Annotated in this window: 12 protein-coding genes; 10 read left to right on the top strand and 2 right to left on the bottom strand. The window is 46.0% G+C overall.

What is annotated here, in order from left to right; translation table 11 throughout:
* Nucleotides 1–113: 113 nt before the first annotated feature.
* From FKN93_RS07180 to FKN93_RS07135, 10 genes are all read left to right on the top strand, one after another.
* Nucleotides 114–1,157: a rod shape-determining protein gene (locus tag FKN93_RS07180; RefSeq protein WP_004396098.1), complete on the top strand. Its 1,044-nt coding sequence runs from the start codon at nucleotides 114–116 to the stop codon at nucleotides 1,155–1,157.
* A gap of 177 nt (nucleotides 1,158–1,334) precedes the next feature.
* Entirely contained in the window at nucleotides 1,335–2,225 is an 891-nt protein-coding gene (gene mreC / locus FKN93_RS07175; RefSeq protein ID WP_004396096.1) for a rod shape-determining protein MreC, read from the top strand.
* A complete protein-coding gene (gene mreD / locus FKN93_RS07170) occupies nucleotides 2,212–2,700 on the top strand; it encodes a rod shape-determining protein MreD (protein ID WP_040904712.1) in 489 nt (162 codons plus the stop codon). Before mreC ends, mreD begins: the two co-directional genes overlap by 14 nt.
* A complete protein-coding gene (locus FKN93_RS07165) occupies nucleotides 2,697–3,263 on the top strand; it encodes a Maf family protein (protein ID WP_170904743.1) in 567 nt (188 codons plus the stop codon). Before mreD ends, FKN93_RS07165 begins: the two co-directional genes overlap by 4 nt.
* Nucleotides 3,264–3,285: 22 nt before the next feature.
* Nucleotides 3,286–4,755: a ribonuclease G gene (gene rng, locus FKN93_RS07160; RefSeq protein ID WP_154169272.1), complete on the top strand. Its 1,470-nt coding sequence runs from the start codon at nucleotides 3,286–3,288 to the stop codon at nucleotides 4,753–4,755.
* Between the two features lie 12 nt (nucleotides 4,756–4,767).
* Nucleotides 4,768–8,634 carry a YhdP family protein gene (locus FKN93_RS07155; RefSeq protein WP_170904742.1) on the top strand — a complete coding sequence of 1,289 codons (3,867 nt, stop codon included), beginning with the start codon at nucleotides 4,768–4,770 and terminating at the stop codon, nucleotides 8,632–8,634.
* Nucleotides 8,635–8,649: 15 nt separating this feature from the next.
* Complete coding sequence (locus tag FKN93_RS07150; RefSeq protein ID WP_154169268.1) at nucleotides 8,650–9,483, top strand: carbon-nitrogen hydrolase family protein; 834 nt, start codon at nucleotides 8,650–8,652, stop codon at nucleotides 9,481–9,483.
* The gene (tldD, locus tag FKN93_RS07145) at nucleotides 9,480–10,925 is read left to right on the top strand and encodes a metalloprotease TldD (protein ID WP_154169266.1); all 1,446 of its coding nucleotides are present in this window, start codon (nucleotides 9,480–9,482) and stop codon (nucleotides 10,923–10,925) included. Before FKN93_RS07150 ends, tldD begins: the two co-directional genes overlap by 4 nt.
* A gap of 132 nt (nucleotides 10,926–11,057) precedes the next feature.
* Complete coding sequence (gene rraB, locus FKN93_RS07140) at nucleotides 11,058–11,480, top strand: ribonuclease E inhibitor RraB (protein ID WP_004396090.1); 423 nt, start codon at nucleotides 11,058–11,060, stop codon at nucleotides 11,478–11,480.
* Between the two features lie 139 nt (nucleotides 11,481–11,619).
* Nucleotides 11,620–12,411, top strand: a complete 792-nt coding sequence (locus FKN93_RS07135; RefSeq protein ID WP_170904759.1) for a hypothetical protein — start codon at nucleotides 11,620–11,622, stop codon at nucleotides 12,409–12,411.
* Between the two features lie 37 nt (nucleotides 12,412–12,448).
* Here the strand turns inward: FKN93_RS07135 and FKN93_RS07130 are convergent, their stop codons facing one another.
* Together FKN93_RS07130 and FKN93_RS07125 are read right to left on the bottom strand one after the other, a co-directional pair.
* Nucleotides 12,449–12,850, bottom strand: coding sequence for a DUF2061 domain-containing protein (locus FKN93_RS07130; protein ID WP_154169264.1), 402 nt, complete (start codon nucleotides 12,848–12,850; stop codon nucleotides 12,449–12,451).
* A 118-nt stretch (nucleotides 12,851–12,968) separates the two neighbouring features.
* Complete coding sequence (locus FKN93_RS07125; RefSeq protein ID WP_040904710.1) at nucleotides 12,969–13,406, bottom strand: universal stress protein; 438 nt, start codon at nucleotides 13,404–13,406, stop codon at nucleotides 12,969–12,971.
* Between the last annotated feature and the right edge of the window lie 58 nt (nucleotides 13,407–13,464).

Below are 13,464 nucleotides of genomic sequence, written 5' to 3'. Positions count from 1 at the left end.
GAAATTATGGGTTTTCCTTCATGTTTATGGATCAACGCCTTGCTGTGATTGCAAGGCATTGGTACATTTAGTGCAATTTTCATTTTATTCACCTTGCAGGACGAACGAAGATTATGTTTAAGAAACTTCGTGGCATGTTTTCCAATGACCTATCAATAGATTTAGGTACTGCCAACACGCTTATTTATGTAAAAGGTCAAGGGATTGTCCTTAATGAACCTTCTGTTGTTGCCATCCGCCAAGATAAAGGGCGCGGTGGTAAAACTGTGGCGGCTGTCGGCCATGCTGCTAAACAAATGCTTGGCCGTACGCCGGGTAATATCTCTGCCATTCGTCCAATGAAAGATGGCGTAATTGCTGATTTTTATGTAACCGAGAAAATGCTACAGCATTTTATTCGTCAAGTGCATGACAACAGCGTATTAAAACCAAGCCCTCGCGTTTTGGTTTGTGTGCCTTGTGGGTCGACTCAAGTTGAGCGCCGCGCGATTCGTGAATCAGCGCTTGGCGCTGGTGCTCGTGAAGTCTATTTGATTGATGAGCCAATGGCGGCGGCGATCGGTGCTGGTCTTCGTGTTTCTGAGCCAACCGGTTCAATGGTGATCGATATCGGTGGTGGTACTACCGAAGTGGCGGTTATCTCGCTAAACGGCGTTGTTTATTCTTCTTCCGTGCGTATCGGTGGTGACCGTTTTGATGAAGCGATCATTAATTATGTGCGTCGTAATTACGGCAGTTTGATTGGTGAAGCAACCGCAGAAAGAATCAAACATGAAATTGGTTCTGCCTATCCTGGCGATCAAGTGCTTGAAATTGAAGTGCGTGGTCGAAACTTAGCGGAAGGGGTTCCGCGGAGTTTTACCCTTAATTCCAATGAAATTCTCGAAGCCCTACAAGAGCCGCTAAGTGGAATTGTTTCTGCAGTAATGGTCGCTTTAGAGCAGTGTCCGCCAGAGCTGGCTTCAGATATCTCTGAGAATGGCATGGTACTGACTGGTGGTGGCGCACTACTGAAAGAGCTCGATCGTTTATTGACCGAAGAGACGGGTATTCCTGTGGTGATCGCTGATGATCCGTTGACCTGTGTTGCTCGTGGTGGCGGTAAAGCATTAGAAATGATTGATATGCACGGCGGCGATCTGTTCAGTGACGAGTAATGGCGAATAATGCCCTATCTGCTTGCAGCGTTAGTGGTATTGGCTAAGTTAGTAGACCCCAACACATAGTGTTTACCTATGCGTTGGGGTTTGTCTACCTGTCGCCTTGCTGCAACGCCAAGTTGTTTGGGTACAGGTGTCGCCTGATGCCTGAATCAACATTTGGGATTATTTAACATGAAGCCTATATTTGGTCGAGGACCCTCTTTACAGCAACGTCTCTTTTTCGCCGTGATCGCTTCAGCCAGCTTAATGCTAGCTGACAGTCGTTTAGATGCCTTCTCTCAGGTCCGTTTTCTCTTAAACAGTGCTGTGGCGCCGATTCAATACGCTGCTGATTTACCGCGCAGTATGTTTGATGGTTTCTATGATCGATTCAGCTCTCGTCAGCAACTGATGGAGAGTAATCATGGTTTAAAACGTGAAGTATTGATCTTGAAAAGTGATCTCATTTTGTTGGATCAATATCGTGAAGAGAACCAACGTCTGCGTAAGTTACTTGGGTCGTCTTTTGTCCGTGATGAGAAAAAAGTGGTTGCTGAGGTGATGGGGGTCGATACCTCACCTTATCGTCATCAAGTCGTGATCGATAAAGGTCGAGTGGATGGCGTTTATGAAGGTCAACCAGTCATTAATGAAAAAGGGATTGTCGGTCAGGTGACGTTTGTCGCCGCACATAATAGCCGAGTTCTACTATTAATCGACCCTAATAGCGCCATACCCGTGCAAAATATTCGTAACGATATTCGTGTGATTGCTTCCGGTAATGGACAAACGGATGAGATTCAACTTGAGCACATTGCCACCAGTACGGATATGAACGTAGGAGATATGTTAGTGACGTCTGGATTGGGAGGGATTTACCCAGAAGGTTATCCGGTGGCTTATATTGCTGAAGTGGATAAAGATACTCGACGTGAATTTGCCGTGATCAAAGCCACTCCGGTAGTTGATTTTACTCGTTTGCGCTATTTGCTGTTGATTTGGCCGAATGAAGATCGGCAGCAAAAGGTATTACAAGCCACGCCTCAACATATGCTTAAGGAGGCACGACATGGCTCGCAATGATTGGTCAAGCCGCTTAGTGATTTGGGGCTCATTTTTATTAGCGCTAATTGTACAAACGATCCCTTGGCCGGGGACATTAGATCTACTGCGTCCTTCTTGGTTGCTGTTAGTGATCTGCTATTGGGTAATGGCCTTACCTCATCGGGTTAATGTCGGTACTGCATTTATCATGGGCTTGTTGTGGGATCTTTTACTCGGCTCCACACTCGGCATTCGTGGCATGATGATGTCCATCGTGATTTACCTTGTCGCGGTTAACTTTTTATTACTGCGTAATATGGCACTCTGGCAGCAAGCGATTGTGATTGCTTTATTAGCGATGGGGTTAGAGGTACTGATTTTTTGTGGTGAGTTTTTAATACAAGATGTCACTTTTAACCCTTTGTCACTCTGGAGTGGCGTGATTAGCTGTATACTTTGGCCATGGATGTTTTTATTACTGCGCCGTATTCGTCGCCATTGGAATATAAAATGAACCATAAAAAATTACTGCTCGCCTCAGGTTCTCCGAGGCGACGTGAGCTATTGGCTCAATTAGGATACGATTTTGATATTGTCGTGCCTAATGTGCAAGAACAGCGTCAAACAGAAGAATCTGCCCAAGATTATGTGTTACGTCTCTCTGAGGATAAAGCACGCGCAGGGTTGGCGATGGCTAACTCAGACGCGGTTGTACTCGGGTCGGATACGATTGTTGTCTTGAATGAACAAGTGCTGGAAAAACCGCAAGATTTTGCTGATGCTCGATGCATGCTGTTACAGCTCTCTAGTACTAGTCATCAAGTGATGACCGCGGTAACGGTGGTCAATGCTGATCGCCAGCGCTCGATACTGGTCACTACCGAGGTGTGGTTTAAAGCATTATCTGAACAAGAGATTGAGCATTATTGGCAAACGGGTGAGCCTTGCGATAAAGCGGGCAGTTATGCCATTCAAGGATTAGGGGGACGCTTTGTCACTCGAATAGAAGGCAGTTATTACGCCGTGGTTGGCTTGCCTCTTTATGAAACGGACCAGCTCTTGCACGAATTTTTATAACTTACATCATTGAGGTGCGCTCATGAGTGCGGAGTTGTTGTTAAACGTTACCCCAAGTGAAACTCGGGTAGCGATGATTGAAGGTGGAGTACTGCAAGAGATCCACATAGAACGCGAAGCCAAACGGGGTATTGTCGGGAATATTTATAAAGGTAAAGTCAGCCGTGTCTTACCCGGTATGCAGGCGGCGTTTGTTGATATTGGTTTAGATAAAGCGGCATTTTTGCACGCCTCTGATATTGTTCCCCACACGGAATGTGTTGCTGAGAATGAGAAGCAACAGTTTAAGGTGCGCGACATTTCTGAGCTCGTGCGTCAAGGGCAAGATATTGTGGTGCAAGTGGTGAAAGATCCATTAGGCACCAAAGGCGCTCGCTTAACCACGGATATCACGCTTCCTTCTCGTTATTTGGTTTATATGCCGGGTGCCATTCATGTCGGTGTTTCGCAACGCATTGAAAGTGAGCGAGAGCGAAATCGTTTAAAAAGTGTCGTCGGTCAATATTGTGATGAACATGGCGGCTTTATTATTCGTACCGCAGCCGAAGGGGCGAATGAAAAAGAGTTAGCACAAGATGCTGCGTTTTTAAAACGGCTATGGACCAAAATCATGGAGCGGCGTGCGAAATACAAAACGCGTACCACGTTGTATGGTGAGCTGGGCCTAGCGCAACGAATTTTGCGTGATTTTGTTGGTACTGAGTTAACCAAGATTTTGGTCGATTCGCGAACAGAATTCGATAATTTGCTTGAGTTTACCTCTGAATACGTCCCTGAACTGACCGATAAATTAAGCTTGTATGAAGGCGATAAGCCGATTTTTGATATGTATGACACCGAGAATGAGATTCAGCGTTCGTTAGAACGAAAAGTTGAGCTCAAATCGGGTGGCTACTTGATCATTGATCAAACTGAGGCGATGACCACCGTGGACATCAATACAGGGGCTTTTGTTGGGCGTCGAAACTTAGAAGAAACGATTTTTAATACCAATGTTGAAGCCACTCAAGCCATTGCGCGCCAGCTGAGACTGCGTAATCTTGGCGGGATCATCATCATTGATTTTATCGATATGATTTCAGATGACCATCGTAAGCGTGTATTGGCCTCTCTTGAAGCGGCGTTAAGTAAAGATCGAGTAAAAACCAATATCAATGGTTTTACTCAATTAGGCTTAGTGGAAATGACCCGTAAACGAACTCGCGAAAGTATTGAACATGTTCTGTGTTCGACTTGTCCAACTTGTGAAGGGCGTGGCAGCGTAAAAACCGTTGAGACGGTCTGTTTTGAAATTTTACGTGAAATTACCCGAGTGAATCGTGCTTATGACGCCGATAAATTTGTCGTGTATGCCTCACCGGCCGTCGCGGATACCTTGCAAGGAGATGAGTCTCACTCACTTGCGGAATTAGAGGTGTTTATTGGTAAGCAAGTTCGTATTCAAGCGGAACCTTTGTATGTACAAGAGCAATTTGATGTTGTCATGATGTAAGTAGGATTGTGAGTGCTTTCGATATTAACTCGCCTTAGGCGGATAGTGTTGTGGTTACTGGTAAGTCTGTTGGTGGTGCTGGCCTTGGTCATCACCACTTTACGTATCGTCTTACCAGAAATGAATCGTTTTAAAGACGAGATTCAACAGTGGGTTGGTGAACAAACCCAAATTCAAATTACCATTGCCGATGTGCGTGGCTTTTGGCGTAATACCCATCCTTCGCTTGCTCTGCAAGGGGTTCAGGCGAACCTGCCTGATGGCAGTCAAATACAACTTGAAACCGCACGGATTGATGTCGAGTTTGATTTATTAGAAAGCTTCAGACAGCGATCGCCTGTGGTGGCCAATCTCGTTATTCATCAATTAAATCTCGATGTTCGTTCTGTTGATTGGTTGGCAATCAACCAAGCATCGGATGAGCCATCAAACCAAACGGGCGATCAAGGGCGAATTTTACAGCGCTTAGACGATTTATTCTTACGTCAGCTCGATGATTTTTCTATTCAAGATTCGACCATTCTTTATCAAACGATGGCGGGCGACTTTCGTCAATTAGATGTCGAAAAACTGCATTGGAAGAATCGTGGGCGTCAACACATCGCGGAAGGGATCATCAGTTTAGCCGATAGCGAAATTAACTCATTAAAAGTTAGTGCTCACTTTAAAGATCATGGTTCATTACGCGATGTTTCTGGGCAATTTTATATCAGCGCCGATAAGCTGCGAGTTCGTCCGTGGTTAACGCGTTATTTGGCTGATGCTACGGGTATTGAGCGTGGTTTGATCAGTTTTAATGCTTGGGTCACGTTGCAGCATAATCAGCCTATTGATGGTTATGTTGAACTCAAACCTTCAGAGCTCGCGTGGCATGATACGGAACGGCATGAGTTACTGCTAGAGTCGGGGATTGTTCAACTCTTTCCAACAGAAAATGGTTGGCAAGTTAGCGCTCACTCACTCAAATTGCGAACCGATGATAATCCATGGCCGGAATTGGATTTCGCTTTAGATTGGCAGCCACAAGGTTGGCGATTGAATGTCTCTCAACTGGCACTACCCACCTTAACGCCATTGGTCAGACTGATACCAAATTCACAAACAGCGCAAAGCTGGCTTGCACATTTAGAACCCCATGGTTTGTTGGATGATGTGCGACTGTCAGTGAATCAAGACGATGATATCCAGTATTCTGTTCGAGTGAATCAAGGCGGGATTAAGCAGTGGGATTTGTTGCCCGGGATCGAGCATCTGCAAGCCACTATCCGAGGGACGGCAGAGAGCGCCGTGATACATGCGAGCTTGACTGATGAAACACTGCCTTATGGTGATGTGTTTCAAGCGCCGCTGTCTCTGCGTCAAGGCGCGGTTGATCTGGTGTGGCAGCGTGATGAAAACGGTTGGCGTTTATGGGCCGATAAGGTAAGCGCTGCGACCGATGATCTTCAAGTATTAGGTGCATTTCGGCTTGATTTTCCGGCTCAAGGAGAGCCCTTCTTATCTTTTTATGCCGAAGCCGATCTCTACAATGCGGGCGAAACGTGGCGTTATTTACCTACGAGAGCACTGGGCCAGTCTCTTACCGATTACTTATCGACATCGATTCAGGGCGGTAACGTTGATACCGCTAAATTACTTTGGTATGGCGAACTAGCCGCGTTTCCTTATCAGGATAACAACGGTATTTTCCAAGCTTGGGTCGGTTTAAAAAACGCGAAATTCAGCTTTGATACCGCCTGGCCAGCGATCACCGATCTACAGCTTGATCTACTGTTTGAAAATGAATCCATGTACCTTGATTCTCGGTCAGCGACATTAATGGATGTCGAGGCGGAGCGGATTGTTGGACAAATTGCTCACTTGTCTGAAGATGGTTGGTTAGAACTCAGTGCCACGGTGAAAGCTCAAGGTAATGCGGTGCGAGATTATATGACCGCAAGCCCATTAGTCGATTCCGTTGGCGCTGCATTAACCGCGATTGACGTACGTGGACTGGTCAATTCTCAGTTCCAATTAGCGATTCCTTTTGCGCATGGTCATGATGTTCGAGCGTGGGGGTGGGCCGATTTGATGAATAATCAGGTTGAGATCAACACGCCACCCATGACGTTAAATGGTGTATCGGGACGAATTCATTTTGATAATGATCAGGTCTCGGCCGCAGGGCTAACCGGCGAGCTGCTCACACAACCGATTTCCTTTGATTTTAAAGGTGAGAGTGCCGCGCAAGGTTATCATGTCGGAATCGATTTAGTCGGTGACTGGGATATCTTGCCGCTAGCGCCTTATGTCGGTGAGCACTGGATAGCGCCGGTCACTGGTCATGCGCCTTGGCAAATGGGGGTCAATATTCAGCTCAATGATGTTGGCTTTACTTATCAAATCGATGCACAGGCTAATTTACAGTCTATCGCGAGTGACTATCCATATCCTTTGGGTAAACCTGCCAACCGTCAAGGCACAGCACATTTGCAAGCCTCAGGTAACCAGCAAACGGTGTCCGCTCGTTTACAACTGCCTGATGCGAAGTACCAAACTGAGATTGATATTACTCAGCCAGTGCCACACTTAACGGCAAGCTATTTGTTGCTGGGGCAAGGCAGTTTTAAAATGAGCCCTGTCGCCGGGCATGATGTTCAGATTCGCAGTGAGAGATTTAATCTTGATCAATGGCTGGATATTCTTGATCAGCAACCGGATAGCCAAGCGGTCAGTGTGTTAGCTGAGTTGCAAACACCAAGTCTGCCGATTCCTGAGCGAGTCGACGTTGATGTCCAAGAGCTCACTTTCGCTGGTTTAGAGTGGCATGATGTTGCCTTCAGTGCACGCCAAAAAAATCTTGGATGGTCAGTAACGGTCAATAGCCAAGAGGTGCAAGGCCAAGCCAGTTATATTCAACCTTATGATCTGACGGTGGCTTTACAACGTCTCCACCTCTATCTTCCACAGCTCGATCAACATCAAGGTCACAGTCTGTTGATTGATAGAGAAAAGCAAGATGCGCCACTGATCTCCGAGTTTGATCGCCGTTTTCATCAGTTAATGCCGAATCTCACTCTCGTGATTGATGATTTTTGGCTACAAGGATACAGCGTCGGTAAGCTGAGTATGGACTTTCAGCGTCAGGGCGATACTTTAGCTTGGAAAAAAATTGATATTGTCAGCGGTACCAATCAAATCAATATTAGTGGTGAGTGGACACTAACTGAAGATCACAGTCATACCCTGATGAATATCGATATGCAAGGCGAGAATAACAGTGATCTTATGGAGCGTTTTGGGATCACATCAGGGATACAACGAGCCCCCTTTTCGCTGAAAAGTCATAGCGAATGGGACGGTGCGCCATGGTCGATGCGCATTAATACCTTACGGGGTTCGGTAGAAACGGAATTAGGTAAAGGGGTTATTTCTAATGTCAGTGGGGCGGCGAATCTGCTTGGATTATTCAGTCTCGATTCGATCATTCGTAAAATGCAGCTCGATTTTAGCGATATTTTTGACAAAGGGATGGCGTTCAGCCGTATAACGGGTAGTGGAGATATCGAGCAAGGTATTTTTGTGACCAATAATATTAAAATGGATGCGATTGCTGGTGAGATGACTATCCGCGGTATGGCGGATCTCAATACCCAGATGGTGGATGCACAAGTGAACTTTGTTCCTGATCCTACCTCTGGGATCCCTGTGATGACAGCGTTTGCCGTTACTCCAGTTACCGCCTTATATGTGTTAGCGATCACTACGGTTATTTCACCGGTCGTTGAGGTGTTTACTCAAGTTAATTATGAGGTTAAAGGGCCTTTGAACTCGCCGAATGTACGTGAAATATCACGTCGTAAAGGGGAATTTAAGTTGCCTGAGCGACTAAAAAAATAAGCCAAGGAGAGAATCATGCTGCGAATAGGATTGGTGCAAATGACGTCAAGTGACGTCGTAAATGATAACCTAAGCTACATTGAACAGCAGGTCGCCCAGCTGGCGAGCCAAGGCGCACAATTGATAGTCACGCCAGAAAACGCGACCCTATTTGCTAGCCATATGCAATACCAGCAAAATGCAGAGCCATTGAATGTAGGACCTATTCAGCAGCGGTTCGCTCTATTGGCTAAACAGCATCAGGTTTATTTACTGCTGGGGAGCTTACCCATTCGGCGCACAACGGGGATCACCAGTACCTCGATTTTATTCGGACCTCAGGGCGAATGGCTAGCAGACTATGATAAGCTACACTTGTTCGATGTTGATGTCGCTGATCAGCATCGCTGTTATCGTGAATCGTCGTTATTCTGTGCGGGGCAGCGCGTAGTGGTAGCGAACACGGGATTGGCTAATTTAGGCTTATCGATTTGTTATGATCTGCGTTTTGCTACCTTATACAGTGAGCTACGCCGAAAAGGTGCACAAATTTTACTGGTCCCTGCTGCGTTTACCGCTGTGACTGGTCAAGCCCACTGGGAGTTGTTATTACGGGCGAGAGCGATTGAAACCCAGTGTTGGGTCGTCGCCGTTGGACAAACAGGGCAGCACGCAGGGGGAAGGCAGACTTGGGGACATTCGATGGTGATCAACCCTTGGGGAGAGATCACCGCCGCTCTCGGTCCTGAAGCCGATAATCTCTTGGTCGATATTGATTTACGCTCGCTGCAAACTATTCGTCAAAACATGCCCGTGCTTGAGCACACACGTTTTCATCATCAATTTATAGAGAAAAAGAATCCGCTATGAGTATTACCCGTATTGAACAAGCGTTACTCGCCCCAACCGGCCTGACTGAACAGGATATTGCTGACACGCTAGCCAGTATCATGACTCGCGATATTGATTATGCTGATCTCTATTTTCAATCGAGTTGGCATGAATCGCTGGTTTTAGAAGATAGCATTATTAAAGATGGTTCATTTAATATCGACTGTGGGGTTGGTGTACGGGCGATCAGCGGTGAAAAAACCGGTTTTGCTTACTCGGATCAAATTCAGCTTGATGGATTAAAGCAAAGTGCGATTGCCGCACGAGGCATTGCGACTCAAGCCAAAAATGGTCAGGTTCAGGCGTTTCGACGCAGTGATAACCAAGCATATTATGCGGCGGATAACCCATTAGAGAATTGGCAAAAACAGAAAAAAACTGAGCTACTACAACAGCTCGATGCTTATATTCGAACCAAAGAGCCTTTGATTCAAGAAGTCTCGGTGAGCCTGAGTGGGGTTCATGAACAGATGCTGGTTGCGGCAACCGATGGGACTTATGCTGGTGATATTCGTCCGTTGGTGCGTTTATCGATCTCCGTGTTGGCTAAAAAAGGCGATCGTCGTGAGCGCGGCAGCGCAGGAGGCGGCGGCCGATTTAATTATGATTACTTTTTAAATGAAGAAAATGGCCAAAAAATTGCTTTTGCCTACGCCGATGAAGCGATTCGCCAAGCGTTGGTGAATTTAGAAGCGGTGGCGGCTCCTGCGGGTACCATGCCAGTAGTATTGGGTTCTGGATGGCCTGGTGTCTTATTGCATGAAGCAGTAGGCCATGGCTTGGAAGGTGATTTCAATCGTAAAGGGTCTTCTGTTTTCTCTGGAAAAATCGGTCAGCAAGTGACCTCTAAGCTGTGCACGATTGTCGATGATGGAACGTTAAAGGATTTACGTGGTTCATTGAATGTCGATGATGAAGGGGTCCACGGTCAATACAATGTGCTGATTGAAAAAGGCGTGCTTAAAGGTTACATGCAAGATAAGCACAATGCGCATTTAATGGGCGTTGCCCCAACGGGGAATGGTCGCCGTGAATCCTATGCTCATTTGCCGATGCCTCGTATGACCAATACCTATATGTTACCCGGCGAGCATACTCCAGAAGAGATCATTGCCAGTGTTAAGAAAGGGATTTACGCGCCTAATTTTGGGGGTGGTCAAGTGGATATTACCTCTGGAAAATTTGTTTTCTCGGCCTCAGAGGCGTATTTGATTGAAAATGGTAAAGTGACACGCCCTATCAAGGGAGCGACATTAATTGGCTCTGGTATTGAAGCGATGCAGCAAGTCTCAATGGTCGGTAATGATCTGAGTATTGATCGCGGTGTTGGTGTCTGTGGTAAAGCGGGACAAAGTGTTCCGGTCGGTGTTGGCCAACCAACGTTGAAGTTGGATGCGTTAACTGTGGGTGGGACAGAATAATTGACGGAATAAAATCGGCCGCTTACACGAGAAGTTAGTGTAAAGCGGCTTTTCTCGGTAGTAATTATTGACGATCCGTGCGATATTTCGCGCTAATTTTTGAGCCTGTTTATAAACTCTGGAGTCACCATTATGTCTCATGAAGATGAATATCTCTCTGTTGAAGCCTTTATCGAAATGCAAAAAGAAGAGACTCGCGATATTATCCAAGCACTACTCGACGACGGCAGTGATCCAGAAGCCTTGTACGATATCGAGCATCACTTGTTTGCTGAAGATTTTGAAATTTTAGAGAAAGCGGCCGTTGAAGCTTTCAAACTGGGTTTTGAAGTATTGGAAGCGGAAGAGACTGAAGATGAAGATGGTCATAAACTGTTCTGTTTTGATGCGACGATGCAATCGGTTTTGGACCCGCAAGCGATCGATCAGCAAGTCGCAAAATTGGTCGAGTTAGCTGAAAAGTTTGATGTTATCTACGACGGGTGGGGCACGTATTACGAAGGTGAAGATGCCCTTTATCCAGAAGAAGATGACGAAGACGAAGAGCAAGCCTAACCTTCAGTGGTTGCCGTTATCGATTAACGCGGCCACAGTGAGCAATTAATTTGTCACAGTAAATACCAGTCAGCCGGCTGGTATTTTTGATCCCGCTCAGGTATATATGAGATAAATTTGCTCAAGATAATCAATGACAATGCAGTTTTCTCTCTCTGGTCCATGGCAGCTTTCGCCTCTGACAGACGTATCCATTCCTCAAGTTGATCTTTATTTTCCCAATCCATTCAGTTGCGCCTTGCCAAGTGAATTGGCCGAGCATGATCTCGCGCAGCAAGAATGGCATTTAATGCATGATATTGAAGTCGATGACCATCTCTTAGCGTTTGCTGCTATTGATGTCGTGATAGAAGGCATCGATTATCCAGCCGAAGTGCGTCTTAATGGTGCCGCTATTTTTGATTGTGATGGGACGCAACATCGCTATAAAAAAGAGATCCGCTCGCTGCTTAAGTTAGGTCGAAATCGGTTTGAAATTTTATTCTTAAATCAGGAAGACGATTGGTTGATTGAAGAGCCAATTTGTCCGCTTGGTGAAGAAAAGCGAGTCGCATACGACTCGAGGATAGGTATTTGGCGAGCGCCTTATTTACAGGCTATTTCTCACTTACGTCTTGAGCATCTAACGACAGAGCAAATCTGGCATCATGGTGGTGGCTGTGAGCTGTTAGTGAATCTTTACTTCACTACCTACGCAACGGGTTTAGTGTCGGCGGCAGTTCGTTTTGATGGCATGACTTACCATTTACCGATAGATGTACGCAGTGATCATGTAACGGCTATTTTCCAAGTCGATGCGCCTCGCTATTACGACGCAGAAAAACCGAATCCTGAAGATCTTTACACGATTGATGTTGAGTTAGACGGACAACAAGCCTCGGTTAAACTGGCATTGAGTGACACCTTGTGTGTCACTCATTTTCCGTTATAACGCGGCGGGTGGCTCCGATCATTTTGGCTCATGTTACCTAGTGTGCACAGCCAAAGTGTTTGTCGGTGCTTTTTTTCTGCGGATGCAAGCTTTGCCATACTTTTTCATGAAAGTAGTAAGCACAGGTATTAAAGCTGGGTTCAATCATCGCCATGATGCCGCCAATTAACCAACTTCCAGTGAGTAAATAAGCAATACCAAAAGCAACGCTAAAGTGGATGACGGCGAAGCTGGCGGTTTTTATCCGAGTCTTGCCCGCGTAACGTTGCAGTGCTGGATGCTGAGTCCATACCCGTTCATGGAAATAAAAAGCGACAGTATTGACCATCGGTTCCAGCATAGCGATTAAACTACCGAGAATGATATCGCCTGTCAGTAGATAAGCGATAGTAAAAGCGATGGTAAAGTGAATAGCAGCGAAGCTGAGTGTTTTTTTCATGATCCGGTCCCACCTATTTCTTTTTGATGTAAACATTATTGATAATTATTCTCAAAAAGAAAAGGAGAATCGAACAATTAATCTCATCGGTAAAATCGATGAACCTTCCGTTTGCTAATTAACCTTGCGGTTTGATGACTAAAACGGGGATGGGGGCGTTCTCGACGACCTTGCTGGCTACCGAACCGAGCATCACTTTGTCCATTCGTGAGCGCTTATGGCTGGGCATAATAATTAACTCTGCCTTGAGCTTGGCGGCATACTCCAGAATGGTCGTGTAGGGCTTTCCTTCAGCGACATGCAACTGATAGTGAATATCCTCTGGTAGATACTGCTGAGCAAATGCTTGTAAACGTTGCCCAACGTCTTGCTTCATTTTATTGGCAGCGTCACGCGGGAAATAAGTTGCGACCATCGACATGTGAATACCCGGTAGTACGGTTAAAAGATGCAGTTGAGCACCACTGTGTCTTGCTTGCCATACCGCACTTTGTGCGGCTTTATCAGCAAAGCCTTGTTCATTTAAATCGACGGGGACTAAGATATGTTTATACATGGTTTTTTATCTCTGTATGGCTTTCCCCCGCAGATTCGATAGCCAGGGGAAAGCAAAG

It is taken from the genome of Vibrio sp. A8-1, assembly GCF_013048685.1.
Classification (GTDB): Bacteria; Pseudomonadota; Gammaproteobacteria; order Enterobacterales; family Vibrionaceae; genus Vibrio; species Vibrio metschnikovii.
This window is presented reverse-complemented; position numbering and strand designations above follow the sequence as displayed.

Bases quoted from the DNA above. Each gene is read 5' to 3' on its own strand.
- FKN93_RS07150 (WP_154169268.1), top strand. From the start codon at position 8,650: ATGCTGCGAATAGGATTGGTGCAAATGACGTCAAGTGACGTCGTAAAT.
- tldD (WP_154169266.1), top strand. From the start codon at position 9,480: ATGAGTATTACCCGTATTGAACAAGCGTTACTCGCCCCAACCGGCCTG.
- rraB (WP_004396090.1), top strand. From the start codon at position 11,058: ATGTCTCATGAAGATGAATATCTCTCTGTTGAAGCCTTTATCGAAATG.
- mreD (WP_040904712.1), top strand. From the start codon at position 2,212: ATGGCTCGCAATGATTGGTCAAGCCGCTTAGTGATTTGGGGCTCATTT.
- FKN93_RS07135 (WP_170904759.1), top strand. From the start codon at position 11,620: ATGCAGTTTTCTCTCTCTGGTCCATGGCAGCTTTCGCCTCTGACAGAC.
- FKN93_RS07130 (WP_154169264.1), bottom strand. From the start codon at position 12,850: ATGAAAAAAACACTCAGCTTCGCTGCTATTCACTTTACCATCGCTTTT.
- FKN93_RS07165 (WP_170904743.1), top strand. From the start codon at position 2,697: ATGAACCATAAAAAATTACTGCTCGCCTCAGGTTCTCCGAGGCGACGT.
- FKN93_RS07125 (WP_040904710.1), bottom strand. From the start codon at position 13,406: ATGTATAAACATATCTTAGTCCCCGTCGATTTAAATGAACAAGGCTTT.
- rng (WP_154169272.1), top strand. From the start codon at position 3,286: ATGAGTGCGGAGTTGTTGTTAAACGTTACCCCAAGTGAAACTCGGGTA.
- FKN93_RS07180 (WP_004396098.1), top strand. From the start codon at position 114: ATGTTTAAGAAACTTCGTGGCATGTTTTCCAATGACCTATCAATAGAT.
- mreC (WP_004396096.1), top strand. From the start codon at position 1,335: ATGAAGCCTATATTTGGTCGAGGACCCTCTTTACAGCAACGTCTCTTT.